Below are 24,059 nucleotides of genomic sequence, written 5' to 3'. Positions count from 1 at the left end.
GCGACACTGGCCGGGTGCGGGTGCTGCTGGTCGAGGACGAGCGACCGTTGGCCAAGTACGTCGCGGCCGGCCTGCGTAAGCACGGGTTCGCCGTCGACGTCGCGTTCGACGGGCGCACCGCGCTGGACAAGTGCGCGGTCACGCCCTACGACGTCGTCGTCCTGGACCGGGATCTGCCCGTGGTGCACGGGGACACGGTGTGCCGCGAGCTCGCCGGGCACAGCACGGCGCGGATCCTGATGCTCACCGCGTCCGGCACGGTCGAGGACCGGGTCGAGGGGCTCACGCTGGTTGCCGACGACTACCTCGGCAAGCCGTTCGCGTTCTCCGAGCTCGTCGCCAGGGTGCGGGCGCTGTCCCGGCGCAGCGCGCCCGCGACGCCGCCGGTCCTGCGCGCCGGTGACGTGGTGCTCGACCCCGCGCGGCGCACGGCGGAGCGCGCGGGCCGGCTCCTTCAGCTGACGCCCAAGGAGTTCGGCGTACTCGAGCAGCTGCTCGCCGCCGGCGGCACGGTGGTGAGCGCGGAAACGTTGCTGGACAAGGTGTGGGACGAGCACGCCGACCCGTTCACCAACGCGGTCCGGATCACCGTCGGCACGTTGCGGCGCAAGCTCGGCGACCCGCCGCTCATCGAGACCGTGCCGAGTGCCGGCTACCGGATCGTCGCATGACCGCCCGCGGCCGGCTCACGATCCTGTACGCCGCACTGGTTCTCGCCGCCGGTGTTCTCCTGACCGCGCTCACCTACCTGCTGATGCGCGGGAACGGCGGTCATCGGGTGTCGGTCATCACGCTCAGCCCGGGGCCGGATGCGCTACCGCCGTTGCCGCAATCGATCAAGGCGGTCACTCTCGCCGACTTCGTCACCCAGGCCGCGATCGCGCTCGCGGTGGTGACGGTGCTCGCCGCGGTCCTGGGGTGGCTGGTGGCCGGGCGGGTACTGCGACCCATCCGCACGATCTCCGCCACCGCACAACGCCTTTCGGCGGAGAACCTGTCCGAGCGGATGCCGGTCACCACGCCCGCCGACGAGCTCGCCACCCTGGCCGGCACCATCAACGGGATGCTGGACCGCGTCCAGGAGGGCGTCGCCGAACGCGACCGGGTGCTCGCGAGCCAGCGTATGTTCACCGCCAACGCCGCCCACGAGCTGCGCACCCCGCTGACCACCATGCGCACCGCCATCGACGTCACCCTCGACAGCCAGCCCGGCACCGAGGAACTGCTGGCCATGACCGGCGACGTCCGGACCGCCGTCGAGCGGAGCCAGCGCACCCTCGACGGGCTCCTGGCGCTGGCCCGCAGCCAGGCGGGCGCCGGCCTCCGGCACCGCGTCGACCTCGCCGAGGTCGTGGCGAACAGCCTCGACGGCGTAGCCCTCACCGTGCGGGTCGACCTGCGACCCGCGCCGGTCAGCGGTGAACCGGTTCTGCTGGAACGTATGTGCGGCAACCTGGTCGACAACGCCGTCCGCCACAACCGTTCCGGCGGCCAGGTCGAGGTCGCCACCGGCAGCACGGACGGGCGGGCGTTCCTGCGCATCGGGAACAGCGGCGCGCCGATCGCGCCGGAGACCGTCGACCAGCTCCGGGAACCGTTCGTCCGCGGCGACGGCGCACGGATCCACACCGACAGCGGCATCGGCCTTGGACTGTCGATTGTGGACGCGATTGTCACCGCGCACCGAGGTGAGATCACCATCGCCGCTCGGCCGGCCGGCGGGCTGGATGTCGTCGTCCGCCTCCCGTCCGCCGACGGTGGCGCCTCGTCTGGTGCGAGTTCGTGAGCGCCGGTCAGTCGCAGGGGGTGAGCATTTCCTGCCGCGGCGGCCATTCCACGAGGGAACCGGCGGCCTTCTTGAAGGCGTCCATGTGCGCGGTCTGGTGGTGCGCGGCCAGTGCGGCCGGGCTGGCCCAGCGTTCGTAGACCACGACGGTGCCCGGCGCGTCCTTGGCCTGGTGCACCAGATAGGCGAGGCAGCCGTCCTCCTGGCGGGTGTCTTGCGCCACCGAGCGCATCAGCGCGCGCACCTCGTCCGCGTGGCCGGGGAGCGCTTTCATCGTGGCGACCGCGCAGACGACGGTGCCCGGTTCCTGGGCGACGATGCCCGCGCCGAGCCAGGGCGACTCGAACTCGACGGCGGACTGGCCGAGCCCGTGGGGCAGCCGGGTGTAGAACCGCAGCCGCTGGCCGTCGGGGTCGGTGACCACCAGCAGCCAGCCCACCATCGCGACGATGGCCGGCGAGTGCTGGACACCGAGCGCGTCCAGGCGGGCGATCCAGGCGTCCAGCGCCGGGCGGTCCTCGACGGTCAGGGTGAGGAAGTCGTAGCCCTTGAGCGCGACGGCGGTCGCCGGGTCCAGCCGCAGTTCGACTTTGCCGTCGATGCCGGGGACGTCGAGGATCACCGCGAACAGGGTGCCGTCGGGCCGGCGGTGGTCCAGTTCGGTCAGGCGCCGGGCGCCGAGGACGTCGCTGTACCAGCGGGTGCTGCGTTCCAGGTCGGTGACCGGCAGCTTGATGTGGTGGATGCCGTGGTGGGCCGGGGTTTGCCGGGTACTCATGATCAGCTCAGCTCCTGTTCGGAAGGGCAGGCGGAGCGGTCGACGATGGTGCCGTTCCGCCAGATCGTGGTGATGTCGCGCAAGACTGTGATGTCGTCGAGTGGATTTCCGTTGACCAGCACCAGATCGGCGCGCAGTCCCGCGGCGACGCGGCCGCGGTCGTCAAGGCCGAAGGCGTCGGCCGGAGCGGCGGTCGCCGCGGTGAGTGCCTCGGCCGGGGTGAGGCCGGCCGCGACCAGCAGGCCGAGTTCGCCGTGATAGCTGATGCCGTGGGTGGTCGGGTGATCCCCGCCGGTGCCGTCCGTGCCGGCCAGCAGCGGGACCCCGAGCCGGAACATCCGCACGGACGCGTCGGCGGCGTCGGAGGTGCGCACCCCCAGCGGTCCCATCCGGCGGCCGGGGTCGATCGCGCGGATGCGGTCGAGGCCGGCCAGCCACTCCGGATCGGCGTAGGGCCGAAGCCTCGGATCCTGCGCCAGGTCGAATTCGGGGGACGACGCGCTCATCCCGGCCAGCGGCGGCAGCGTGGCCACCACGGTGCCGCCCGCGGCCGCCACGGCTTCGATGAGTTCCTGGTCGGAGGGGCCGTCCGACGGCGGGTGCGCCAGGATGTCGACGCCGCAGGCGATCGCCTGCCGCACCGCGCTCCGGGTCCAGGTGTGGGCCGCGGTCCGCAACCCGTGCGCATGGGCCGCCGCCACCAGCGCGATCACCGTCTCGTCGGACATGGTGGGCATGGGCTTGCCGGCCACGGTGCCGTCTTCGATGAAGATCTTGAGGTGGTCGGCGCCGTCGGCGACCCGGTCCGCCACGAAAGCTGCCGCGTGGTCCGGGCCTTCGACGGTGGGGAAGGGTTTGAGCATGCCGATCTCGACCAGCTGGTGGGGATGGCCGCCGGGTGCGGTGGCCCCGGTGGTGGCGATGCGGAGGTCCGCGACGTCGTCGCGCTTGCGGGCAACAGCACGCAGCCGGCGGGACAGCCCGGGTTCGCCGCCCATGTCGAGTTCGGTGGTGACCCCGAAGACCAGTGACTGGCGCAGCTGGGTGGCGCTGGTGGTGTGGACGTGGGCGTCGATCAGGCCGGGCAGCAGGGTCTTGCCGGTGCCGTCGACGACGGTGGCGCCCGGCGGGACGGCCAGATTCGGGCCGATCGCCTCGATCAGGCCGCCGTCGATCAGGACGTCCTGTCCGGGGAGTTGTTGTGTGCCGTCGAAAACGGCGACCTGGCGAATGAGGGTGGGGCTGGTCATAACCGTGTGCTCCTGCGCTCGAAGGAGTTATCGGGTGGGGTTCGCCGGGAGGTACTGCGACAGGTGGTCGAGCACCTTCTCCGGTTCGGTCGGGACGCCGTGCGCGGCCAGGTAGCCGTCGGGCCGCACCAGCAGTGGCGACTCGAGGCCGGGAACGTGGCGGACGGCGAGCCCGCTGTGCTCGCTGGTGTGGTCCGGTTGATCGAGGGCCAGGGTCCAGCGCAGGCCGGCGCTGGGGACCGCGTTCGGCGATACGCGGGCACCGACGCGGGGGAGACCGCGGTCGGGTTCGCTCGTGTAGCCGAGGTCGAGCTGGGCGAGCTTCGTCGTGATCCATTCGGTGACACCCGGAACACCCGCGGCGGCGGCGAAGACGCGGTTGCGCAGTTCGCCTTCCGCCGGGTCGCGCAGAGTGGCCAGTTTGGCGAACTGGCTGGTGAACGCGACGAGTCCGGCCGCGATCGGGTGCCGCTCGTGGTGGTAGGTGTCCAGCAGGGCGGCGGGTGCGAGTCCGCTGAGGACGGCGTGCAGCTTCCAGGCCAGGTTGCCGGCGTCCTGGATGCCGGTGTTCATGCCCTGGCCGCCGGCCGGGCTGTGGGTGTGGGCGGCGTCGCCGGCCAGGAAGACCGGGCCCTCGCTGAAACGTTCGGCCACCCGCTCCTGGACGCGGTAGGTCGAGGCCGACACGACCTCGGTCACCTCGATGCCGTCGGAGCGCGGGCCTCGCTCGGCCAGTAGCTCCGCCACCTCGGTCGCGGTGGGCGCGGCCGGGCCTCGCGCCGGGCCGACGACGCGGTGCAGGCCGCCGGCGAGCGGGGAGACGAGCAGCATTCCCGCCGCGGACAGGAAGAACGTGGTGTCTTCCTTGGGCAGGGCGTCCGAGTTCACCCGGATGTCGGCGATGGCGAACAACTGCTCGGGCGCGTTGCCGGGGAAGCCGATCCCGGTCGCCGTGCGTACCGCGCTGTAGACGCCGTCGCAGCCGACCAGGTAACGGGCCGAGATCGAGCGCAGGACGCCGTCCGGCCCGGCGACCGTGGCCGCGACACCCGGGAAGTCGGGGGTGTAACCGAGGAACTTGTGTCCTCTGTGGACCATGCCGCCCAGTTCCTCCAGCCGGGCGAGCAGGTGCGTTTCGGTGGTCTGCTGGGAGACCAGCAGCACGAAGGGGTAGGGCGTGTCCAGCTTGTCGTAGGACGCGCTGAGCAAGGTCTGCGTCCGGTCGTGCAGCCGAAAACCCCGGCCCCGGTCGCCGGCCTGGACCAGCCGGTCGGCCACACCGATCCGGTCGAGGTACTCCAGTGCTCGCGGCTGGATCGCGGCGGCTTTGCTGCCGGGCTGGACCGCGTCGTAACGATCGATCAGGACGTGGTCCACGCCCAGCTGGCGGAGGCTGGCCGCCAGCGCCAGACCGGCTGGGCCCGCGCCGACGATCAGCACGTCGGTCGTGCTGGGCGGGGGCGGGGTAGTGGATGACGGCGCCATGGCGGCCTCCTGGTTGTTTCGGTCCGTGGCGAGTGGAACCCGACGGCGCGTGCCGCATCGCCTTAATGGAAACGGTCGTTCCTGTTTCAAGGACAACGTAGCACCGGAGGAGTCCTAGGGCAAACGATCGTTCCCTTTTGCAGCCGGCTGGGTGACGGACCTCCCGCAGCGGGCGCGGGATCGGGTCAGGGCACGATCACGACGCGGCCCAGCGCCCGGCGCGAGCCGAGCCGGGCGAAGGCGTTGTCGACCTGGTCGAGGCCGCACTCCGAGTCGATCCGGGGGCGGACGTCGCCGCGGTCGACGGCCGCCGGCGCGGTGGTCGTGTCCGCGAAGGTCCGCCGTGTCGAAGCCGGCCCGGCTGCCGGTCGCCTCCAGGATCAGGTCCGCGCCCTCGGCCGAGAAGTCCCGCAGGTGTACTCGGCGAAGGGGATCAGGCTGGTGTCCGGGACGGCGAGATACTCGGCGAGGCCTCCCTGGCGGTCGAGTCCGACGAGCGTGACGTCGGCGCAGGTGCTGGTGTTTCCCCGCGTGCACGAGGCGCACCGTCCACAGGCGAGATAGGGGTGGCAGGCCACGCGGGTGCCGGGCGGCAGGCCACCGTCCGGTAAGGAAGTGCCGAATTCCTTCAGCAGCGCGGCATTCATGTCGTGATACCTCGGGTCAGGAGATCGACGACCGGTGCCGTGCGGTCAGCTCGTCCCGGCGGCCGTGCCCAGCGCGGCGAGACCGGCGATGAGCTGCTCGGCCGGGACCGGGTCGACCAGGTGCTGGTTGACGACCAGTCCCGGCATCAGCGAGACCAGCACCGTCGCCACGTCTTCCGGGTTCGCGTCGGCCGGGAGGTGACCGGCGGTCCGCCAGCGGAGGGAGAGTTCGGCCAGGTGGCCGTGCACGCCCCGGTAGAACGCGTTGGTCTGCTTGGCCACCTCGGGCCGGCGCAGCGCCTCGGCCCAGGAGTGCATGGCGATCTTCGAGAGGTCGTAGTCGAGCCCGGCCGTCCGGTTCGCCAGTTCTTCGACCAGCCCGGCGATGATGTCGGCCGGGGACGGCGTCGGTTCGGTGTCGAGCATCCGGGCGAAGAAGCCGCTCAGCAGGGTCAGCGCCTCCTCGGCCGAGGCCTCGATCAGCTCGTCCTTGCTGCGGAAGTACCGGTAGACGGCGCTGGAGGACATGCCGGTGGCCGCGATGATGTCGTCCATGGACGTCGCGTGGAAGCCGTCACGGGAGAAACACGACCAGGCGCTGGTCAGGACGTGCCGGCGGCGCTGGTCGCGGAGCTCGGTGCTGAGACGGGGCATGTCGCCATCCTAAACGGGAACGTCCGTTAATGTTTGAGTGACTTCCGACGCACCGGCGGGCCGGCCGGGGCCGCGGGCCGGTCGATGCCGGCCAGTCCGTGCAGACCGGCCAGGACCTGTTCGGTGCTCACCGGGTCCGCGGTGTGCCGGGCGACCAGCATCCCCGGCATGAACGTCGCCAGCACAATTCCGACGGCTTCCGGGCTTGCCTCCGGCGCGAGCAGGCCCGCGTGCTGCCAGCGGCGGGCCAGCGCGGTCAGCTGGGCTCGCATCTCGCGGTAGAAATCGCCGGCGCGCTCGCGCAGCCGTGGCTGGCGCAGCGCCTCCGACCAGGCCTGGATCGCCACCCTGGACAGGTCGTATTCCCGGTCGCCGCCGACGGGCTCCACGATGGTGGCGACAGTGGTGGCGACGTCGGGCACGGGCTCGGTGTTCCGCAGCCGGTCGAACAGTGCGCGGAAGACGGCCATGGACTCCTCGCCGGCCGCGTCGATCAGCTCGTCCTTGCCGCTGAAGTACCGGTAGACCCCGCTGGCGGACATGCCGGTCGCGGTGATGATGTCGTCCATCGACGTCGCATGGAAACCGTTGCGGGAGAAGCAGGTCCAGGCGCAGGTCAAGATCTGACGCCGGCGCTCGGCTCGGCGTTCTTCGGTGATCCTCGGCACCGGCTCATCCTAAACGGGAACGCTCCCTTGCGTAAGTGGGCGCACCGTGGTTACGCTCACCTCACGCGAAAACATCCGTTCCTCTTTGGGTGAGGTCTCGCGAAGGAAAGGGAAGCCGCATGTCGCAGGCTGTGAATTCGCTACCGCCGTCCGTCCGGGTGAGTCCGCACGAGTTGCCGGCAACGCTGCGCGAAGCCGGGTTGACCAACTGGATCCGCGAGCCGCTCGACGATGCCGTCGATCGCCGTCGCCGCATCATCGTGCCGCCCGCCGCGGCCACCATGGGCACGCCGCTGAGTTCTGCGCGCGACGACATGCTGGCCGAGACGCGCCACGCCGACACCGTGCTGATGATGGGCGACAACCCGGACCTGCCCGTCATGCCCGAGCGTCCGACGCTGGCCGACTTCTTCCGGCTGCGATTCGGCCGGAAGTCCGTCGCGCACCTGCTGCAGAGCGCGCGGGTGGCCAGGGAGAACGGGTTGCCGGACAAGGTGATCCTGGCCTGCCTGCTGCACGACATCGCCGTCGCCGGCCTGATCTCCGCCAACCACGGCCACTGGGGCGCGCAGATGGTGGCGCCCTACGTCGACGAGGAGGTGGCGTGGGCGATCGAGAAACACGAGGCGCTGCGCTACTTCGCGGACGAATCCGTCGGCTACCGGTATCCCGAGGCGTACCTGAACTTCTTCGGGGACGACTACCGGCCGCCCGGGCACATCCGCCGGGAACACGACGAGGCGCGCCGGCATCGCTGGTACCTGACCGCACGGCTGGTCACCATCAACGACATCTACTCCTTCGATCCCGATGCCGTCGTCGACTACGCGGAGTTCGAGGACGTGGTCGGCCGGCACTTCCGGCAGCCGGCGGAAGGGCTCGGATTCGACGGCTCGCCGGTGGCGCACATGTGGCGCACCATGATCTGGCCCAACAACTTCCTGTGACCAGACCGGATCTGGCCGCCGCACCGCGCCGGTGCTCGGCGGCTCCCGTGGAATCGGCGCGGCAGCCGATCGTCGCGCAGCTCGCCACCTCGGATGAAGAGCAGGAGCAGCCATGCGTTTCGTGACTTATTCCGAAGACGGGCGCACCGGACTCGGTGTGCGATCACCGGCGGGCATCGTGGCCACCGGGTACCCGGACCTGCGCGAGTACCTGGCGGCCGGGGACACGGCGGCCGCGGAGCTCGAGCGTCGCCTCGCCTCCGGGGCGCCGGCGGTGTGGCCCGAACGGGTGCTGAGCCCGCTCCCCGAACGCAGTCAGCTGATCTGCGTCGGCGGCAACTACGCCGACCATCTGGCCGAGGCCGGTCTCGCGCCGACCGAGCCGGTGTACTTCCCCAAGGTCTGGTCCGCGCTGCTGCCGCCCGGCGAGCCGGTGCGGATGCCGGAACCGACCACGCTGCTGGACTACGAGGTCGAACTCGCCGTGGTCATCGGGCGCACCGCCCGGCACATCGCCGCCGCCGACTATCTCGACTACGTGTTCGGCTACACCGTCGTCAACGACATCAGCGCCCGCGACGTGATGAACCGCGAGCGCCTGCAGATCATGCTGTGCAAGAGCGCCGACGGCTTCCTGCCGATCGCCGATGAGATCGTCACCGCCGACGAGGTCGAACTCGACGGCAACACCATCAGCTGCACCGTCAACGGTGAGCTGCGGCAGAAGGCCACGTTGGACCAGATGCTCTACGACATCCCGTTCCTGCTGGAGTTCCTCACCCGCTGGGTCACGCTTTCCCCGGGGGACCTGGTCACCACCGGCTCACCCGGCGGCTCGGCCATGGGCCGCGGCCCGTCCGCGTACCTGCGTCCCGGCGATGTCGTCACCGCGTCCGTCGCCGGGGTCACCTCGGTCACCACGACCGTCGCGGAGGCCTCATGGTGACCGCGCGAACCGCCGGTACGACCGACGGGGAAAGGGAGAACATGGCCGACGATCAGGTAGCGCTGGTGACCGGCGCGACCGGGACGATCGGCAAGGCGATCGCGGCCGAACTCGGCGCGCGCGGAGCCGCGCTGATGCTCACCGGACGCCGCAAGGACGCGCTCGACGACGTGGCCGCCGAACTGCGCGAGCGAGGCGCCCGCGTGGAGACGGCCGTCGGCGACGTCACCGATCCGGCCCACGCCGAGGACGCGGTAGCCCGGGCGGCCGAGGCGTTCGGTCCGATCACGACACTGGTGAACAACGCGGGCGGGGCCTCGGCGATCGGCACCTCCGTGGCCGACAGCGATCCGTTGGCCTGGCGGGAAACCCTGCTCGTCGACACCTATGGGCCCTACCTGTTCGCCCACGCCGTCCTGCCTTCGATGCTGCGCGAACGCCGCGGCCGGATCATCACGGTGGCCAGCCGGGCCGGTACCGCGGCCATTCCCGGCGCTTCCGACTACGTGGTGGCCAAGACCGCGGTCCTGCGCCTGGCCGAGAACATCGCGGTGGAGACCCGGGGGACCGGTGTCGTCGCGTTCAGCCTGCATCCCGGCGGCATCCTGACCCGGCTCAACGAGGAGCAGGTCCGGCGGGGGCTGATTCCCCGTGAACGATTCCCGGATTCGCCCGAGGCCGCGGCCCGGATGGTCGGCGAACTGGCCGGCGGACGCTATGACGTGCTCTCCGGCGCCTTCCTCGACGTCGGCGACGACCTCGCCGCACTCGCCGGGCAGCGGACCGATGAGCCCACCCGGGTCCTGCGCGTGGTGGATCTGCCGGAGCCGTTCACGGCCCGGCCGATGTACTGACCGGGGAGAGGCCGTGACAACTGTCCGGCGGCGAGGACCTGGCCAGCCACATCCTGTGGCAGCGAGTGAAATGACGGAGCCGATCCGGCGCGTCGTCACCGGTCACGACCGCCGACTCGGACCTGCACCGGACCGCCTCCCTCGGCTACGCGGTCGTCCTCGACGGCGAGATCCACGCAGTCCTGGACGAGGACGAGACGGTCATGCGGGCCGGCGACGTCCTGATCCAGCGTGGCACCAGCCACGGCTGGGTCAACCGTTCGGACCGCGTCTGCCGGGTCCTGTTCGTCCTCGTCGAGGCCCGGATCGAGGTGACGGCCCATCTGCGGCCCGCGGGTCAGCTAGGTGCTGTCCATATCAACCGGTGTGACCAGGCGATCGCCGACCCACAGCGTGTCGTAGCCAAGGTCCTCGAGTTCGCGGCAGAACGCACTCAGGCCGGCAGCGCTGCCGATAGCGGGCCCGACTATGGGAAGAGTGAAGCCGAGCTTCATGGTGAGAGCCTCCTCCGGGCAGACCATCGTCCGCCGATATCGATGACTCAGCTGGTGAATTCGTCGACGCCCAGTGCGAAGTCCCAGTGGCCCACTCCGTTGCCGGCGAGGCCCACCGTGACCAGGCCCACTCCTTCCAGCCAGTGCGCCATCTTCAGGCCGCCGACGTCGAGCGGGCGCAGCCCGAGGCTCTTGACGAACTCCGCCACGCCCGCCTTGGCCTCCGCATTGTCGCCGGCGATGAAGACGTGGGGACGGCCCTTCTCCAGGACATCACGGAAGATGGTGTTGAACGCCTTCACCACGCTGGCGCCGGCCGGGGCCACCTTGGCGACTTCCCGCGCGATCGAGGTCTCCTCGCTGTGGGCCAGTCCGTCGAACGCGGCGTTGAAGGGGTTGCTGATGTCGACGATGACCTTGCCCGCGAGGGCGTCTCCGTACTCGGCGACGACCGGAACGACACCGTCGTACAACAGGGCCGTGATGACGATGTCCCCGGCCGGGACGGCGCCCCACTTGCCCGTCGTCGCGCCGCCGCCCAGAGCCTTGGCCAGGTCGTCGGCCTTGGACTGATCGCGTCCCATGACCTCGACGGTGTTGCCGCCCGCCACCGCGCGCGTGCCGATGGTGCGGGCCATGTTCCCCGTGCCGATGAGGGTGATGCTGCTCATGAGGTGTGCTCTCTTCTTGTTCTTGAGGTGTCACTAAAAGAGGGTTCAGATGGCGGTGGTGCCGCCGTCGGCGACCAGTTCCAGGCCGTTGACGTAGCTGGAGTCGTCGGAGGCGAGGAACAGGGCGACCGTGGCGATTTCTTCGGGGCGGCCCATCTTTCCGCGGGGGATGAGGGATTCGAACGCGGCTTTGGTTGCCTCGTCGAACAGTTCTTCCTGTTTGGCGGTGGCGACCTGGCCGGGGGTCAGGACGTTGACGCGGATCTTGCGGTCGCGCAGTTCGTTGAGCCAGACGCGGGCCCAGGCCTGCTGGACGGCTTTGCTTCCCGCGTAAAGGCTCCAGCCGGGGAAGGCGCCGAGGGAGGCGTTGGATCCGGTCATGAGGATCGAGCCGTTGTCGTTGATCAGCGGCAGTGCCTTCTGCACGGTGAACAGGGTGCCGCGCGCGTTGAGCCAGAAGGCGCGGTCGAACTGTTCCTCGGTGATCTCGCCGAGGACGGCGGGTTCGCCCATCCCGGCGCAGGCCCACAGCACGTCGATCAAGCCCTTTTCCCGCTTGACGGTGTCGTACAGGCGGTCCAGGTCGTCCAGGTCGGCCGCGTCACCCTGGACGGCGGTGACGTTGCGGCCGATCAGCTTGACGGCGTCGTCCAGCGCGTCCTGGCGCCGGGCCTGGATGAAGACGTGCGCTCCTTCTTCGACGAACAGTTCGGCGCCGGCCAGTGCCATGCCGGTGGATCCGCCGGTGATCACGGCTACCTTGCCATCGAGCTTTCCCACGATTACTCCGTTGAATTGTCGGGTATCCGAAACGCCGTCAGCCGGCGGAGAAATAATGGCCGTTGTCCAAATCGGCGAGCAGGCCGGGCTGAGCGGGTTCCCAGCCGAGGGCCCGGCGGGTGATGAGGTTGGACGCCGGGTAGTTCTGCGTGACTATGTTCGCGAGGAACCCGAAGTATCCCGGCAGCATCAGTACGTCCGCGGGAACGCTCACGGCGGGCAGGCCCAGACGGCTGCCGATGGCCTCGGCGATCTCGCGGAACGGGATGCCGCCGTCCGCCGTCGCGTGCCAGTATTTGCCGGCCGGCCCTTTCTCCAGCGCCAGGCGGAACACGGAGGCGGCATCGCGGATGTGCACGGCGTTCCACAGGTTCGCGCCGTCTCCGGGGTAGCCGACGAAGCCCTTTTCCTTCGCGAGCGCGATGAGCTGCACGAGGAAGCCGGCCCGATCGGTCGTACTGTGCGCGATGTTGGCAATCCGCACGATCGAAGACCGCACTCCCCGCTCGGCGAGGCCGACTACGGCGGTTTCCACGACGTTCCGAACCCGGAGGGTGCCCTGGTACTCATCGCCGCCGGGAAGGGCCGGGTCCTCCTCGGTGGCCGGCCGGCCCAGGTTCCCGGGCGAGCCAATGCTCCCCGCCGCGACCAGCGGCTTTCCGGTTTCCGCGAGTGCCTCGCCGTACGCGAGCATGATCGGGAGCTCCGCGGCGGCCACGGCGTCGATCCCGCCGGACGGAAGCAGGTCCTGCCTGTGCGCGACGTGGATGACGCCGTCGGAATCCGCGGCCGCCTCCTTGAGCCCGTCGAGGTCCTCGAGGTCGCCGCGACGTACCTTCGCGCCGAGCGCGGACACCGCCGCCGCGGCCGTGTCCGACCGGGCCAGGCCGGTGACCTCGTGCCCGGCGGCGATGAGCTCGGGGATGAGGTAGGAACCGGCATGGCCGGTCCCGCCAGTGACGAAAACGCGCATGCTGCTGCTCCTTGGCAATGATGTCGCGCGAGAAGTGGTGGCGCGGTGCGCTCAGCTGAGAATGCTGACGCCGAGGAAGAAATTGGTGTGCTTGACGGAGTGGGCGACGAGGCCTAACTGCAGCAAGGCGACGTTTTCCAGTGTACGCGCCATGGGCAGCTGGCCAACGTCCATCGGGCGCAGTCCCAGGCTCTCGATGAACGCCGACACGCGTGTTTTTGCCTGCGCGTCGTCGCCGGCGATGAACACGTCCACCAGGCGGCCCTCGGCTGGGCCGGCCGCCAGAACGTGGGAGAACAGGGTGTTGAACGCCTTGACGACGTGCGCGCCGGCGGGGGCGGCCTTGGCGATCTCCTGCGCGCCGGAACTGCCGTCGGGGGTGACAAAACCCGTGAAATCGGGGGAAACGGGGTTGGTGATGTCGATGATGACCTTGCCGTGGAGCGCGTCCCCGTACTCGCTGATCACCGCCGCCGCGCCGGCGTAGGCACGGCGAGGATGACGATGTCCCCGGCCGGGGCGGCACTGGCCGTCCCGGCAGTGGCGCCGCCGAGCGAGGCGGCAAATTCCTTGGCTTTGGCCTGGTCGCGGCCGATGATCTCGACGGCGTTGCCGCCGGCGAGCGCCCGGCCGGCCAGGGCGCCGGCCATGTTCCCCAGGCCGATGATACTGATGCTGCTCATTGGTGTTGCCTGCTTTCCGCCCCGTCGTTGTCAACGGTTGTGTCGTCGACGCCGTCGAATTATGCGATGGACGGGGCTGATTTCCGAGGTGCTGATTCTCGGCCCTGCCGGCAAATCCCGATGCCGAATTCTTGTGCCGAATTCGCCGGTCCCCATTGACGATGCCATTGGCTTGAGCTGGTGTCCAAGACTTCTTTCAGTCATGGTGATAACCTGAAGGCATCACCAGACCGGGAGGCGCCATGGATCTGGACCTGCGCAAACTGCGCTACTTCGCCGCTGTGGCCGACCGGTTGCACTTCGGCCGCGCCGCCGATGAGCTGCATATCGCGCAGCCGGCGCTCAGCCGCCAGATCCGCGCGCTGGAGCAGGATCTCGGCGCCTCGCTGTTCATCAGGGATCGCCACGGCGTGGCGCTGACCGACGCGGGCCGGCAACTGCTGGCCGACACTGGTCCGCTACTGGCCTCCGCGGACGCGGTCCGCCGCCGGGTGTCCGTGGCCGCCCGCGGCAGCCGGCGGCTGGTGGTCGGATTCCGGGCCGGCATCCCGGTCATCCCGGCGGCGCGCGCGTTCGCCGCCCGGCATCCGGACGTGGTCGTGGACGTGCAGCGGATGGAATGGGACGACCAGGCCCCGATGCTGCTCGACGGCCGCGTCGACGTCGGCTATGTGCGGCTGCCGATCGACGAGACCGGCCTGCGCGTGACTCCGCTGTTCACCGAGCCGCTCATGGTGGTGCTGCCCGCAGACCACCGGTTGGCCGGCAAGGAGGAGGTCACCGAGGCCGACCTGGCCGGTGAGCCGCTGGTCTGGCCTGCCGGCCCGAGCACGCAGCCCACCAGGCGCCCGCACCCCGACTCCGGGCTCCGGGTACGCGGGGTGGAGGAGAAGCTCGAGCACGTCGCGGCCGGCCGGGGCATCTCGTTCGCCGGGCGTTCGGAGACCGTGTTCTACTCGCGCCCGGACATCAGTTACGTACCCATCCCGGAACTCGCGCCCGACCAGGTGTGCCTCGCGGTGGCGGCAGCACGCACCTCGCCGCTGGCCGACGACTTCTTCACCGCGGCGCAGGCGACGGCCGAGATCACGGCAGAATGCGGGAACTATGATCTGGGTGCGGCTGTTGTGGAGTGATCACGCGGCCTGTTTTTCAAGTTCCGCGCTTGCGGGTGTGATTGTGCGTCGTCACGAATCGACATAAAATATCATCGTCATGCCGTATACGACATCCCCCGGCGAGTTAAGAGTTCGCTGCTTGACGTGTCGGATGGTGTTGAGTGATGCCGGACAAGACCTCTTCCCCTGCTCACCTTCCCGGCGCGCCGTCAGTTGCCTGAAGCATCTTCCGGACGGCCGGGACGTCTATCTTTCCCGATGCGTTCTTCGGCAAGCTGTCCACGATGTGGATACGCGCCGGCACAAAGGCCGGCGGCAGTGTTCGTGCCAGCCTGGAGCGAATCTCGGCACTGTCGATCTCGCCGACCACGATCGCTGACAGCCGCGGGCTTCCGCGATCGTCGTCAACGACCTCGACGCGGGCTTCTTCGACGCCGGAGTGCAGCAACGCGGCCTCGACGGCTTCCAGCTCGACTCGCTGACCGAGAATCTTCACCCGCCGGTCCACCCGGCCCCTGAAGGCATACGTGGAGTCGGATCCGCTCTCGACCAGGTCGCCCGTCCTGAACCACCGGCCGTCCGGCAGGTCGAGGAACCGGTTCTGGATCAGACCGGTCGGTGTGAAGTAGCCATCGGCCAGTGTCGGACTCGAGACGAGCAGCTCACCCACACCGTCGACAGGGTCGTCCAGCCGGAATTTCCGTGGGGAGATCGGCTTTCCGATGGGGAGAGGCCGCGGTGAGTCTTCGACGGTGGCCGGCACCTCGTAGGCCGAGTCCATGATGCCGGTCTCCGTCGAACCATAGGAATTGACCAGACGTACGGTCGAGAGGGCTCCGGTCCGCCACGCGTACGCGTCACGTTCGTACGCGGCTTCTCCACCGATGAGCATGAGACGTAGCCGTTCGAGGCTCAGCTTCTTGTTGCGCAGATGATGACTCCACTGCCGCCAGTACGCGGTCGGGAGTTCGAGCACCGTGACCCCGGTGGCACCAAGGCGATCTTGCAGCTGGGTGAAGGTGGGCAACTTGGCGACTGACGCGACCAACGTCGCCCCCGCGAACAGCGCGGGCCAGATCTCTTCCTGGGACGTGTCGAAAGCCAGGCGGGCGAACTGGAAGACCCGGTCCCGCGCACCGAGGTTCGACCACTCGACAAACGCGTCGATATGACGACGTGACGCGCTCAGGCCGACACCAACGCCCTTGGGGCTCCCGGTGCTGCCCGAGGTGAAGAGTACGTATTCCATCCTGGATATGTGGTCGTGCCAGGGTTCGGCCGGAAAGGAGGGAGTCGGTGCCGAATATAGTCCGGCCCCGAGGATTTCGATCTTCTTGTCGGTTGCGCCAATGTCGCTGAACGCGTTTGATTCATCAACAAGAATTCCCGCGCAGGCAAAATTCTTGATGATCGCCTGCTTGCGCTCTTCGGGCCACTCGGGATCCAGTGGAATGAGGGCACGCCGGGCAGCGGAAACAGCTAGTACCGCCGGTACCCGAGCGCGAGGATCCGAGATTATCGTGGCGATGGGGCCAGGAACGCCCGTCGACTCATTTATCTGAGAGCCAGCCGAAAGCGCTTCATCGATCATATCTCCATAGGAAGCCTCTAGATTTTCTCCGATATATGCGAGGTTCGACAAGTGGCTCGCGGATTGAGCTATCAGCTGTTCGAAGAGGCCTGACCCAGGTCCGTCCGGAACGGCCTCTGCTTGATCTCTCCGGGACAACTTCGAGTCTCCCTTGGCGTATTTGCGGCGAACGGCGGTCGAGACCACATTGGTTTGGACTATTGCATGCCGCCACGGCGGCAGCCATGCCATGCGAACGCACCATCGACCTACCCGAAGGGATATGCCTGACTGCGGAGATTTCACCGCACCCCGTGGTCGTCTAAGTTGGTGAGAGAAAACCGAAGACGACCGGCAAGGGTCGCGTCATGCGGCTTGGTCAGGATGTCCGCCGGGCGCCTACGCCTGGCCGGCGCACATCGATCGACCTCAGGAAAGGTGCCTACATGATTGAGGATTCGCATGTGGCGACCGCCTCGAAATTCGACCACGGACGTTATATCGAGGTCATCCGTCGCAATATCCCGTTTTCCGAAGCGGAAGCCATCGATGGCCAAAAGCCGCTGAAAGACCTCGGGATCGATTCGCTGGGGGCAATCCGGCTGTTGTCCGAGCTGGAAGACGAGTTCGACATCGAGCTTCCCGATGAGGCTGTCCAGGAGAGCGCCTTCGGCACCGTCGAATCAGTGTGGAACGCCATGGTGACCAACTGGACCAACGGGGCTTGAACCCCGGCACGGGCGAGTGCGGAGGCGGCCACGCGGCGCAGTATTCGCCGCGTCGGCCAGTGCGATCCAGCACCTAACGTGATGCGTTGCCGAGCTGCGAGCCGGGCGCGACCGACGGCATCCGCCCCGGGAATGACGCGCGCCCATCCGGCTTCGCCGACCTTGTAGCTGAGGAGCTTCCGTTGCAGATCCAGGATCTGAAGATCGAGCACTTCTTCGCTCGACACGAGTTCGTCACCCCTTACGTCATGTGCGCCTCGGACACCGAGGCACTGACCCTCGCCGAAGCACTCACACTGGCCGACGCTGAAACCCGCCAGCTCTGGGACAACCTGAGCCTCGGCTACACCGAGACCTGGGGGCACCCGCTCCTGCGCGAGGCCATCGCCGCACAGTACAGCGGCCTCGGCCCGGAGAACATCCTCGTGTTCACGGGCGCACAGGACGCGATCTTCTGCGTGATGAACGGCATGCTGAACGCCGGCGACCATGTCGTGGTCGCCGCTCCCTGCTGGCAACCGCTGTACGAGGTGCCTCGCGCGGTCGGCGCCGACCTGAGCATCGTCCGCATGGATGTGGGCGAGGGCTTCGGCTTCGTCGTCGACCGGATCGCCTCCGCGGTCCGGGACGGCACTCGCATGATCATCGTCAACGCGCCCAACAATCCCACCGGCGCGCTTCCGACGCACGCGGAATTCGATCAGCTGCGCAAGCTCGCCGAGGACTCGGGCGCGATTCTGGTCAGCGACGAGATCTACCGGCTCCTGGAACACGACCCCGCGTCGCGGCTGCCGGCCGCTGCCGAAATCTCCGGCTCGGCGGTCTCGATCGGTGTGATGTCGAAGGTCTACGGCCTGCCGGGAGCCAGGCTGGGCTGGCTGGCGAGCCGCGACACGCACCTGCTGGAACGTGCCGCGGGCATGAAGCACTACACGACCATCTGCGCGGCCGCACCGAGTGAGATCCTCGCCCTGATCGCCCTCCGCAACGCCGAGACGGTGCTGGACCGGGCGCGGGCGATCACCCGGAAGAATCTCGATCTCCTCGACGAGTTCTTCGCCCGCCACGCCGACCTCGTGCACTGGCAGCGTCCGCATGCGGGCACCGTCGCCTTTCCCCGGTTCCGGCTGAACGGATCGACGGCGAGCTTCGTCGACGACGTCCGGCAAAAGGCCGGTGTGCTGCTGCTGCCGGGCGATGTCTTCGACGAACCGGGCGGGCACATCCGGATCGGGTACGGCCGCAGGGACCTGCCCGAGGCGCTCGCCCGGCTGGACGACTACCTGATCGGCCACCAGGACACAGGGGGGCAGCCACGATGAACAGAACTGCGGCGGCGCTCGCGGCCCCCACGCGCCGCGCGCCGGCTCCGGTGGTCCGGACCCTGCTGATCGACAACTACGACTCGTACACCTACAACCTCGCCCAGCAGCTGGCGGTTGCCAACGGTGCCGAGCCGGTCGTCGTCACCAACGACAGCCTGTCCTGGGCCGACATCGCCGCGCTCGACATCGACAACATCGTCATCTCACCCGGACCCGGCCGGCCCGAGTGCCGCGAGGACTTCCAGGTCTGCGAAGAGATCCTGCGCGACTGCCGTATCCCGGTGCTCGGCGTCTGCCTGGGCCACCAGGGCATGGCCGTGGCGTACGGGGGACGGACGGTCCCCGCCCCGACCGTCATGCACGGGCGCCTCAGCCGTATCCAGCACGACGGGGAACTCTTCACCGACCTGCCACAGGACTTCCCCGCCGTCCGGTACCACTCGCTCGTCGTCGCCGAGCCGGTACCTGACGGACTCGTCGTCACCGCCCGCGCGGACGACGGGACCGTCATGGGTCTCGAGGCGGTGGACCGGCCCTTCTACGGCGTGCAGTTCCACCCCGAATCCGTGCTCACCAGTCACGGCTCGAAGATCATCGAGCGTTTCCGGGATCTCACGATCGCCTGGTGGCAACGACAAGAGGCCATCGAACCCCGGGCAGTCACCCGGCCGCGAGCGGCCGTGCACCGCGGCGCCCGGCCGGGGGCGGCGGAGACCCGCCCTGCCGAATCGGACGTCTTCCCGGTACGCCCGCTGATCGAGGAGGTGAGCGGGCCCTTCGACGCCGAAGTGGTCTTCCGCTCGCTGCGCGGCTCCGGTCCGGCCGTCTGGCTCGACAGCGCCGCACCCGGCATCGGTACCGGCCGGTTCTCCTACCTGACGGCCGGCGCGGGTCCGCTCTCCGAAGACGTGCGCTACCGGGCCGGGACCCGCGTCGTCGAGCGCCAGCGAGCGGGCCGGCCGGACTTCGAGGTGCTACCCGACACCGGGATCTTCGACTTCCTGGCCGAGCGTCTGGCCGAGTTCCGCTGTGCGGCGGCGGACGTGCCGTTCGACTTCATCGGTGGCTATGTGGGCTGGATCGGCTACGAGTGCAATGCCGATGTCCGCGGCCAGAAGGTACGTACCGCGGCGACGCCGGACGCCGCGCTGTTCTTCGCCGACCGCCTGGTCGTCATCGACCACCACCACGACACCGCGTATCTCGTCGCCCTCGCCGGCACGGGCCACGAGGACGCGGCCCGGGACTGGCTGGCCCGGACCTCGAAGGTGCTCACGGCGCTGCGCGGCGAGAGTTCGGCGCCACCCGTCCCGCCGCCGGCCCAGCACAAACTGGCGGCACAGCCCGACCGTGACCGCGGCCAGTACCTCGACGACATCGCCAAGTGCCAGGAGTACCTGCGCACCGGGGACACCTACGAGGTCTGCCTGACCAACCAGTTCCGGATGCCCGCCGCCGAGGACTCGTTCGAGGTCTACCGGCGGTTACGCCGGGGGAACCCCGCGCCGTTCGCGGCGTTCCTGGACTTCGGCACCACTCAGGTGTGCTCGTCGTCGCCCGAACGCTTCCTGCGCGTCGGCAAGGACGGCTGGGTGGAAGCCAAGCCGATCAAGGGAACCGCGCGCCGCCATCCCGACCCCGAGCAGGACGCCGAACAAGCGGCCGGCCTGGCGGCCGATCCCAAGGAACGCGCGGAGAACCTCATGATCGTCGACCTGCTCCGCAACGATCTGGGGCGGGTCTGCCGCGTCGGATCGGTCGAGGTCCCCGTGCTCATGGCGATCGAGAGTTTCCAGACCGTGCACCAGATGGTGTCAACGGTCCGGGGCCGGATGAAGCCGGATCTGACCGCCGCGGAATGCGCGAAGGCGGTCTTCCCGGGCGGGTCCATGACCGGCGCGCCGAAGGTCCGTACCGTGCAGATCATCGACGATCTGGAGAACGCGCCGCGCGGCGTTTACTCCGGCAGTATCGGCTATTTCGGGTGTGACGGCGCGACCGACCTGAACATCGTCATCCGGACGATCGTCCGGCAGGACGACGAGTTCAGTGTCGGCGCGGGCGGGGCCATCACCATCCTGTCCGACGCCGAGCAGGAGTGGCAGGAGATCCTGCTCAAGGCCGGTGCCGTCCTCGAAGCGGTGAACGCCCGGGTCGTCGAAGAAGCGCCCCGGTGACCCCGTCGGCCGAGAACGACGCCCTGCGCGTCGCCGTCCGGGTAGCGACGCCGGCCGATGCCGGCAACCTCGTCGCGGGAATAGTCGATCTGCTGCGTGAGCTGTCCGCCCGGCCGGACCGGGAGGCCCCGGAGGGTGCCGTCGCCGCCGCACTGCACCTGATCGGCGACCCGCGGGCCGGACTCGTCCTCGTGGCCGAGGACACGGGGAAACGGCTGGTCGGCCTGGTCACCGCGAGTTATCAGACCGCGATCCGTACCGGTGGCCCCTATGCCCAGATACAAGAACTCTATGTGCGTCCCGAAGCCCGTAGCAGTCATGTCGGCGAAATGCTGGTCACCCGTCTTGTGGAGACGGCATCGACCGGTGTCTTCGAAGTCGGGTTGCCCGGCGAACGGTTCGACAAGGCGGACCGCACCCGTGAATTCTATCTCCACCGCGGATTCTCCCCGATCGGACCACGGATGCGGTATGTCGCCCCGGAGGGACGAAAGTGACTGAACTGAATGAGCTGCGCGCTCGCCTGGATGAAGTCGACGAACGCATGCTGGCGGCCATCACCGCACGATTCGATGTCATCCGGGAAATCGCGAAGCACAAGGCGGTGGCCGGCATCGCGATGATGCAACCGACCCGGGTGTCCTACGTGCGACAGCGGTACGCCGACCACGCCAAGTCGTTGGGGGTGGCCCCGGAGCGCCTCGCCGCGATCGCCGGCGAGCTGATCGCGGCGGCCTGCCAGCTCGAGGACGAGCTGATGGACGACGAGCGGCTGCGCGCGACGGAACACACGGAATGAGCCGCCGGATCGCCACCCTCGGCCCGCGAGGCACCGATCACGAGCGAGCGGCGCGGGCGTACGGCCGCCTGCGGTGCCTCGACGCGGAGATCGAGCTGTGCCCGTCCCTGGACGTCACCATGGACACGATGCTCGGCGATCCCGACGCGCTGGTGATCGCGAATGCCGCTCACGCGGACGTGGACCTGCTCACCACGCGCGCCTGGCGGCACATCGGGATCGTCGACTTCTTCGGGCTGGCGACGATGCCGTTGGCTCTGGTACGTCGCCGGGCCCCCGCGGATTCGCCGGGCATAGCGATCATGCCGGCCACCCGCGGCTACCTCGACCTCGCCCGGTTCGGCCGGGTCGACCTGGTCCCCGCCAAACCGGTGGCGCTCGACCGGGTGCTGACCGGCGCCGTTGATCACGCCGTCGTGTCCCGGCACTCCTACGAGGCTCACCCGGAAGAACTCGAACTGCTGGAGTCCATCGGGCCGGTGGAGTGCTGCTGGCTCGTCTTCGGAACCCGGCGCGCGGTGCCGGAAATGATCTGGGCGGCCACCACGCCTTGGAATCCATCAGGAGTGGCATGACGATCAGCCATCTGCCGGACAAGTCCACCATCGGCCAGCCGTCCCGGTTGATCTCCCTGGAAGCGGCCGCCACGGACCTGCCGCCGCTCCCGGAGCCCGGTCTCGTCCACGGTTTCGGCCTCAACGAGAACCCCTATCCGGTATCGCCGGAAGTCGTGACCGCGGTGCTCGAGGCGACGATGGGCGGCAATCGTTATCCGGACCCGGCCCATTACGACCTGGTCGCCGCCCTGACCGCGATCCTGCCCGTCGACCCGGAACAGCTCAGTGTCGGGCCGGGACTGGTCGCCATCTGCCGGGCCCTCGTCCAGGCGGTCGCCGGCGTCGGCGACGAGGTGATGTTCCCGTGGCCGTCGTTCGACGACTACCTCATCGATGCCATTCTCCATGACACGTCACCGGTTTCGGTTCCCCTGCACGGCAACCACATCGACCTCGACGCGATGTTCGGCCGGATCACGCCCAGGACACGGCTGATCTTCCTGGCCAGTCCGAACAACCCGACCGGCACGACCGTGGCGGACGCCGACCTCGAACGGTTCCTGGCGGCACTGCCCGCCGGGGTCGTGGTCGCCCTGGACGAGGCGTACGCGGAGTTCGCGACGGCACCCGATCGAGCGGACGGTCTGCGGCTGAGCCGGGTCCACTCGAATCTGGTGGTCCTGCGCACCTTCTCGAAGGCGTACGGCTTGGCGGGTTTTCGGGTCGGGTACGCCGTGAGCGAGCCTGGCCTGGCGAGCCGGATGAATCAGGTCCTGGCGCCGTTCGGGGTCAGCCGGCCGGCGCAGGCGGCGGCGGTGGCGGCTCTGCGGCACCAGGAAGTCACGGACGTCCGGGTGCGTGAGCTGATCGCCGAACGCGACGGCCTGACCGCGGCGCTGCGGATGTCCGGGTGGCGGCTACCGGACTCCCAGGGCAACTTCCTGTGGTTGCCGGTACGGGACCGCGCCGTGGAACTGGCCGCCCAGCTGGCCGCGGACGAGATCGCGGTACGCCCCTTCCCCGGTCACGGAGTGCGGATCACCGTCGGCCTCCGGTCCGACTCGAAGCTCCTCCTCGCAGCGCTGGCGAAAGCTCGCCGCGCGCAGCTGTCCCTCAGGTATGCGTGATGGGCGGCCTCAAGGTGGTTCACCACGACCACGATCGCCCGGTGCACGATCCGCCCTACCAGGTTGACGACGGCCAGCTCGTCCCCGTGCTGGACCTGCCGATCCGGGTGGCCAGGCTGCTGGAAGGCGCCATGGGTGCCGGCGCCGAACTGGTCGAGCCCGACCCGGCACCCGGCGACTCCCTGCTGGCGGTCCACGACCCGGAAATGATCCGGTACTTCGAGACGGCCCATCCGAGGTGGTCGGCAGACGGGCGGACCGGGCCGGTGGTTCCGGACAGTTTCGGGCCGCGCCGCGGCGGGCGCCGGCCCGAACCCGGCGCCGACGTGCGAGCCGAAGCCGGCTACTTCTGCCGTGACACGGCGACGCCGATCATCGAGACGACGTGGCGGGCCGCCCAGTGGGCGGCTGCGAGCGCGATCACCGCGGCACGCCTGGTCACGGAGGGGACGAACTGGGCCTACGCGCTCTGCCGGCCGCCCGGGCACCATGCGGCCCGCGGCGAATACAGCGGGTTCTGTTACCTCAACAACGCGGCGCTGGCGGCGTCCGGCCTGCGCGCGCACGGCCGGGTGGCCATCCTCGACATCGACTTCCATCACGGCAACGGCACGCAGGAACTGTTCTGGGAGGCGCCGGACGTGTTCTACGCGTCCCTGCACGGCTCACCCCGGCGGCACTTTCCCTTCTACTGCGGGTATGCCGACGAGCGCGGCGCGGACAGTTGCCGCGGCACTGTCCTCAACGTACCGCTCCCGGACGGGACGGACGGGAAGCGCTACCTCGGCGAGCTGCACGATGTCGTCGCCCGCATCGCCGAGTTCGGTGCCAGTCACCTGGTGATCTCGCTCGGCCTGGACATCGCCCGTGACGATCCCGTCGGCACCTTCGAACTCGGCAACGACGACCTGTACCAGGTGGGGGCCGCCGCCGGGCAGCTCGGCCTGCCGACCGTGATCACCCAGGAAGGCGGCTACGACGTACCCGGCCTGGGTGACCAGCTGCGGGCCTTCCTCCTGGGGCTGTGCAGCAGCTGAGAACC

27 protein-coding genes and 2 pseudogenes are annotated in these 24,059 nt (G+C 69.1%); 15 read left to right on the top strand and 14 right to left on the bottom strand.

From position 1 onward, the window contains the following. The first annotated feature begins 14 nt into the window (after positions 1 to 14). Together OG943_RS24920 and OG943_RS24915 are read left to right on the top strand one after the other, a co-directional pair. Positions 15 to 671 carry a response regulator transcription factor gene (locus tag OG943_RS24920; RefSeq protein WP_328603327.1) on the top strand — a complete coding sequence of 219 codons (657 nt, stop codon included), beginning with the start codon at positions 15 to 17 and terminating at the stop codon, positions 669 to 671. Continuing rightward, positions 668 to 1,786 carry a sensor histidine kinase gene (locus OG943_RS24915; RefSeq protein ID WP_328603326.1) on the top strand — a complete coding sequence of 373 codons (1,119 nt, stop codon included), beginning with the start codon at positions 668 to 670 and terminating at the stop codon, positions 1,784 to 1,786. The genes OG943_RS24920 and OG943_RS24915 overlap by 4 nt, the downstream gene beginning before the upstream one ends. A 7-nt stretch (positions 1,787 to 1,793) precedes the next feature. Here OG943_RS24915 and OG943_RS24910 read toward each other — a convergent pair whose 3' ends face one another. The 7 genes and pseudogenes from OG943_RS24910 to OG943_RS24885 all read right to left on the bottom strand — a co-directional run bounded on the left by OG943_RS24910 (position 1,794) and on the right by OG943_RS24885 (position 7,268). Beyond that, positions 1,794 to 2,564, bottom strand: coding sequence for an antibiotic biosynthesis monooxygenase (locus OG943_RS24910; protein ID WP_328603325.1), 771 nt, complete (start codon positions 2,562 to 2,564; stop codon positions 1,794 to 1,796). A gap of 2 nt (positions 2,565 to 2,566) precedes the next feature. Further along, positions 2,567 to 3,814: an amidohydrolase family protein gene (locus OG943_RS24905; RefSeq protein ID WP_328603324.1), complete on the bottom strand. Its 1,248-nt coding sequence runs from the start codon at positions 3,812 to 3,814 to the stop codon at positions 2,567 to 2,569. A 27-nt stretch (positions 3,815 to 3,841) separates the two neighbouring features. Beyond that, positions 3,842 to 5,299: an FAD-dependent monooxygenase gene (locus tag OG943_RS24900; protein ID WP_328603323.1), complete on the bottom strand. Its 1,458-nt coding sequence runs from the start codon at positions 5,297 to 5,299 to the stop codon at positions 3,842 to 3,844. A gap of 185 nt (positions 5,300 to 5,484) precedes the next feature. Beyond that, a pseudogene (locus OG943_RS48435) lies at positions 5,485 to 5,622 on the bottom strand (zinc-binding dehydrogenase); the annotation flags it as partial. A 57-nt stretch (positions 5,623 to 5,679) separates the two neighbouring features. Continuing rightward, positions 5,680 to 5,946: an alcohol dehydrogenase catalytic domain-containing protein gene (locus OG943_RS24895; protein ID WP_328603322.1), complete on the bottom strand. Its 267-nt coding sequence runs from the start codon at positions 5,944 to 5,946 to the stop codon at positions 5,680 to 5,682. A gap of 45 nt (positions 5,947 to 5,991) precedes the next feature. Next, on the bottom strand, positions 5,992 to 6,600 hold the full coding sequence (locus tag OG943_RS24890) for a TetR/AcrR family transcriptional regulator (protein WP_328603321.1): 609 nt from the start codon (positions 6,598 to 6,600) through the stop codon (positions 5,992 to 5,994). Positions 6,601 to 6,626: 26 nt separating this feature from the next. Next, positions 6,627 to 7,268, bottom strand: a complete 642-nt coding sequence (locus OG943_RS24885; RefSeq protein WP_328603320.1) for a TetR/AcrR family transcriptional regulator — start codon at positions 7,266 to 7,268, stop codon at positions 6,627 to 6,629. 119 nt (positions 7,269 to 7,387) lie between these two features. Here OG943_RS24885 and OG943_RS24880 point away from each other — a divergent pair, with 119 nt between their 5' ends. From OG943_RS24880 to OG943_RS48430, 4 genes and pseudogenes are all read left to right on the top strand, one after another. After that, positions 7,388 to 8,215, top strand: a complete 828-nt coding sequence (locus OG943_RS24880; protein WP_328603319.1) for a hypothetical protein — start codon at positions 7,388 to 7,390, stop codon at positions 8,213 to 8,215. Between the two features lie 112 nt (positions 8,216 to 8,327). Then, positions 8,328 to 9,161 (top strand): fumarylacetoacetate hydrolase family protein, encoded by an 834-nt coding sequence (locus tag OG943_RS24875; protein WP_328603318.1) that lies wholly within the window; start codon positions 8,328 to 8,330, stop codon positions 9,159 to 9,161. Continuing rightward, positions 9,155 to 10,015 carry an SDR family NAD(P)-dependent oxidoreductase gene (locus OG943_RS24870; RefSeq protein ID WP_328603317.1) on the top strand — a complete coding sequence of 287 codons (861 nt, stop codon included), beginning with the start codon at positions 9,155 to 9,157 and terminating at the stop codon, positions 10,013 to 10,015. Before OG943_RS24875 ends, OG943_RS24870 begins: the two co-directional genes overlap by 7 nt. A gap of 122 nt (positions 10,016 to 10,137) precedes the next feature. Continuing rightward, a pseudogene (locus tag OG943_RS48430) lies at positions 10,138 to 10,293 on the top strand (cupin domain-containing protein); the annotation flags it as partial. A gap of 63 nt (positions 10,294 to 10,356) precedes the next feature. On the opposite strand, the gene OG943_RS24865 reads toward OG943_RS48430, so the two are convergent. Genes OG943_RS24865 through OG943_RS24840 form a run of 6 tightly spaced genes read right to left on the bottom strand, consistent with a single transcriptional unit; the run spans position 10,357 to position 13,616 of the window. Further along, complete coding sequence (locus OG943_RS24865; protein WP_328603316.1) at positions 10,357 to 10,509, bottom strand: hypothetical protein; 153 nt, start codon at positions 10,507 to 10,509, stop codon at positions 10,357 to 10,359. Positions 10,510 to 10,556: 47 nt separating this feature from the next. Next, complete coding sequence (locus OG943_RS24860) at positions 10,557 to 11,180, bottom strand: NADPH-dependent F420 reductase (protein WP_328603315.1); 624 nt, start codon at positions 11,178 to 11,180, stop codon at positions 10,557 to 10,559. A gap of 45 nt (positions 11,181 to 11,225) precedes the next feature. Beyond that, positions 11,226 to 11,960, bottom strand: a complete 735-nt coding sequence (locus OG943_RS24855; protein ID WP_328603314.1) for an SDR family NAD(P)-dependent oxidoreductase — start codon at positions 11,958 to 11,960, stop codon at positions 11,226 to 11,228. Between the two features lie 37 nt (positions 11,961 to 11,997). Continuing rightward, entirely contained in the window at positions 11,998 to 12,933 is a 936-nt protein-coding gene (locus tag OG943_RS24850) for an SDR family oxidoreductase (RefSeq protein WP_328603313.1), read from the bottom strand. Between the two features lie 51 nt (positions 12,934 to 12,984). Beyond that, entirely contained in the window at positions 12,985 to 13,401 is a 417-nt protein-coding gene (locus OG943_RS24845) for an NADPH-dependent F420 reductase (protein WP_328603312.1), read from the bottom strand. After that, entirely contained in the window at positions 13,398 to 13,616 is a 219-nt protein-coding gene (locus tag OG943_RS24840; RefSeq protein WP_328603311.1) for an NAD(P)-binding domain-containing protein, read from the bottom strand. The genes OG943_RS24845 and OG943_RS24840 overlap by 4 nt, the downstream gene beginning before the upstream one ends. A 242-nt stretch (positions 13,617 to 13,858) precedes the next feature. Here OG943_RS24840 and OG943_RS24835 point away from each other — a divergent pair, with 242 nt between their 5' ends. Continuing rightward, positions 13,859 to 14,752 carry a LysR substrate-binding domain-containing protein gene (locus OG943_RS24835; protein ID WP_328603310.1) on the top strand — a complete coding sequence of 298 codons (894 nt, stop codon included), beginning with the start codon at positions 13,859 to 13,861 and terminating at the stop codon, positions 14,750 to 14,752. 172 nt (positions 14,753 to 14,924) lie between these two features. On the opposite strand, the gene OG943_RS24830 is transcribed toward OG943_RS24835, so the two are convergent. Continuing rightward, positions 14,925 to 16,556, bottom strand: a complete 1,632-nt coding sequence (locus OG943_RS24830; protein WP_328603309.1) for an AMP-binding protein — start codon at positions 16,554 to 16,556, stop codon at positions 14,925 to 14,927. Between the two features lie 194 nt (positions 16,557 to 16,750). On the opposite strand from OG943_RS24830, the gene OG943_RS24825 reads away from it, so the two are divergent. The 8 genes from OG943_RS24825 to OG943_RS24790 all read left to right on the top strand — a co-directional run bounded on the left by OG943_RS24825 (position 16,751) and on the right by OG943_RS24790 (position 24,054). After that, positions 16,751 to 17,032, top strand: a complete 282-nt coding sequence (locus OG943_RS24825; RefSeq protein WP_328603308.1) for an acyl carrier protein — start codon at positions 16,751 to 16,753, stop codon at positions 17,030 to 17,032. A 182-nt stretch (positions 17,033 to 17,214) separates the two neighbouring features. After that, complete coding sequence (locus tag OG943_RS24820; RefSeq protein WP_328603307.1) at positions 17,215 to 18,354, top strand: aminotransferase class I/II-fold pyridoxal phosphate-dependent enzyme; 1,140 nt, start codon at positions 17,215 to 17,217, stop codon at positions 18,352 to 18,354. Then, a complete protein-coding gene (gene pabB / locus OG943_RS24815) occupies positions 18,351 to 20,534 on the top strand; it encodes an aminodeoxychorismate synthase component I (RefSeq protein WP_328603306.1) in 2,184 nt (727 codons plus the stop codon). The genes OG943_RS24820 and pabB overlap by 4 nt, the downstream gene beginning before the upstream one ends. Next, positions 20,531 to 21,031: a GNAT family N-acetyltransferase gene (locus OG943_RS24810; RefSeq protein WP_328603305.1), complete on the top strand. Its 501-nt coding sequence runs from the start codon at positions 20,531 to 20,533 to the stop codon at positions 21,029 to 21,031. The genes pabB and OG943_RS24810 overlap by 4 nt, the downstream gene beginning before the upstream one ends. After that, positions 21,028 to 21,333 (top strand): chorismate mutase, encoded by a 306-nt coding sequence (locus tag OG943_RS24805; protein WP_328603304.1) that lies wholly within the window; start codon positions 21,028 to 21,030, stop codon positions 21,331 to 21,333. The genes OG943_RS24810 and OG943_RS24805 overlap by 4 nt, the downstream gene beginning before the upstream one ends. Further along, the gene (locus OG943_RS24800) at positions 21,330 to 21,908 is read left to right on the top strand and encodes a hypothetical protein (protein ID WP_328603303.1); all 579 of its coding nucleotides are present in this window, start codon (positions 21,330 to 21,332) and stop codon (positions 21,906 to 21,908) included. The genes OG943_RS24805 and OG943_RS24800 overlap by 4 nt, the downstream gene beginning before the upstream one ends. Next, positions 21,905 to 23,017 carry an aminotransferase class I/II-fold pyridoxal phosphate-dependent enzyme gene (locus tag OG943_RS24795; RefSeq protein ID WP_328603302.1) on the top strand — a complete coding sequence of 371 codons (1,113 nt, stop codon included), beginning with the start codon at positions 21,905 to 21,907 and terminating at the stop codon, positions 23,015 to 23,017. The genes OG943_RS24800 and OG943_RS24795 overlap by 4 nt, the downstream gene beginning before the upstream one ends. A 41-nt stretch (positions 23,018 to 23,058) precedes the next feature. Beyond that, positions 23,059 to 24,054, top strand: a complete 996-nt coding sequence (locus tag OG943_RS24790; RefSeq protein ID WP_328603301.1) for a histone deacetylase family protein — start codon at positions 23,059 to 23,061, stop codon at positions 24,052 to 24,054. Positions 24,055 to 24,059 lie beyond the last annotated feature (5 nt).

The sequence above is a fragment of the Amycolatopsis sp. NBC_00345 genome (genome assembly GCF_036116635.1).
GTDB lineage: Bacteria > Actinomycetota > Actinomycetes > Mycobacteriales > Pseudonocardiaceae > Amycolatopsis.
The sequence above is the reverse complement of the archived record's forward strand: the minus strand, read 5'-3'. Positions and strand labels throughout refer to the sequence as shown.

Bases quoted from the DNA above. Each gene is read 5' to 3' on its own strand.
- OG943_RS24800 (WP_328603303.1), top strand. From the start codon at position 21,330: ATGAGCCGCCGGATCGCCACCCTCGGCCCGCGAGGCACCGATCACGAG.
- OG943_RS24900 (WP_328603323.1), bottom strand. From the start codon at position 5,299: ATGGCGCCGTCATCCACTACCCCGCCCCCGCCCAGCACGACCGACGTG.
- OG943_RS24825 (WP_328603308.1), top strand. From the start codon at position 16,751: ATGATTGAGGATTCGCATGTGGCGACCGCCTCGAAATTCGACCACGGA.
- OG943_RS24890 (WP_328603321.1), bottom strand. From the start codon at position 6,600: ATGCCCCGTCTCAGCACCGAGCTCCGCGACCAGCGCCGCCGGCACGTC.
- OG943_RS24840 (WP_328603311.1), bottom strand. From the start codon at position 13,616: ATGAGCAGCATCAGTATCATCGGCCTGGGGAACATGGCCGGCGCCCTG.
- OG943_RS24850 (WP_328603313.1), bottom strand. From the start codon at position 12,933: ATGCGCGTTTTCGTCACTGGCGGGACCGGCCATGCCGGTTCCTACCTC.
- OG943_RS24880 (WP_328603319.1), top strand. From the start codon at position 7,388: ATGTCGCAGGCTGTGAATTCGCTACCGCCGTCCGTCCGGGTGAGTCCG.
- OG943_RS24910 (WP_328603325.1), bottom strand. From the start codon at position 2,564: ATGAGTACCCGGCAAACCCCGGCCCACCACGGCATCCACCACATCAAG.
- pabB (WP_328603306.1), top strand. From the start codon at position 18,351: ATGAACAGAACTGCGGCGGCGCTCGCGGCCCCCACGCGCCGCGCGCCG.
- OG943_RS24795 (WP_328603302.1), top strand. From the start codon at position 21,905: ATGACGATCAGCCATCTGCCGGACAAGTCCACCATCGGCCAGCCGTCC.
- OG943_RS24860 (WP_328603315.1), bottom strand. From the start codon at position 11,180: ATGAGCAGCATCACCCTCATCGGCACGGGGAACATGGCCCGCACCATC.
- OG943_RS24835 (WP_328603310.1), top strand. From the start codon at position 13,859: ATGGATCTGGACCTGCGCAAACTGCGCTACTTCGCCGCTGTGGCCGAC.
- OG943_RS24905 (WP_328603324.1), bottom strand. From the start codon at position 3,814: ATGACCAGCCCCACCCTCATTCGCCAGGTCGCCGTTTTCGACGGCACA.
- OG943_RS24895 (WP_328603322.1), bottom strand. From the start codon at position 5,946: ATGAATGCCGCGCTGCTGAAGGAATTCGGCACTTCCTTACCGGACGGT.
- OG943_RS24865 (WP_328603316.1), bottom strand. From the start codon at position 10,509: ATGAAGCTCGGCTTCACTCTTCCCATAGTCGGGCCCGCTATCGGCAGC.
- OG943_RS24830 (WP_328603309.1), bottom strand. From the start codon at position 16,556: ATGGCATGGCTGCCGCCGTGGCGGCATGCAATAGTCCAAACCAATGTG.
- OG943_RS24875 (WP_328603318.1), top strand. From the start codon at position 8,328: ATGCGTTTCGTGACTTATTCCGAAGACGGGCGCACCGGACTCGGTGTG.
- OG943_RS24870 (WP_328603317.1), top strand. From the start codon at position 9,155: ATGGTGACCGCGCGAACCGCCGGTACGACCGACGGGGAAAGGGAGAAC.
- OG943_RS24915 (WP_328603326.1), top strand. From the start codon at position 668: ATGACCGCCCGCGGCCGGCTCACGATCCTGTACGCCGCACTGGTTCTC.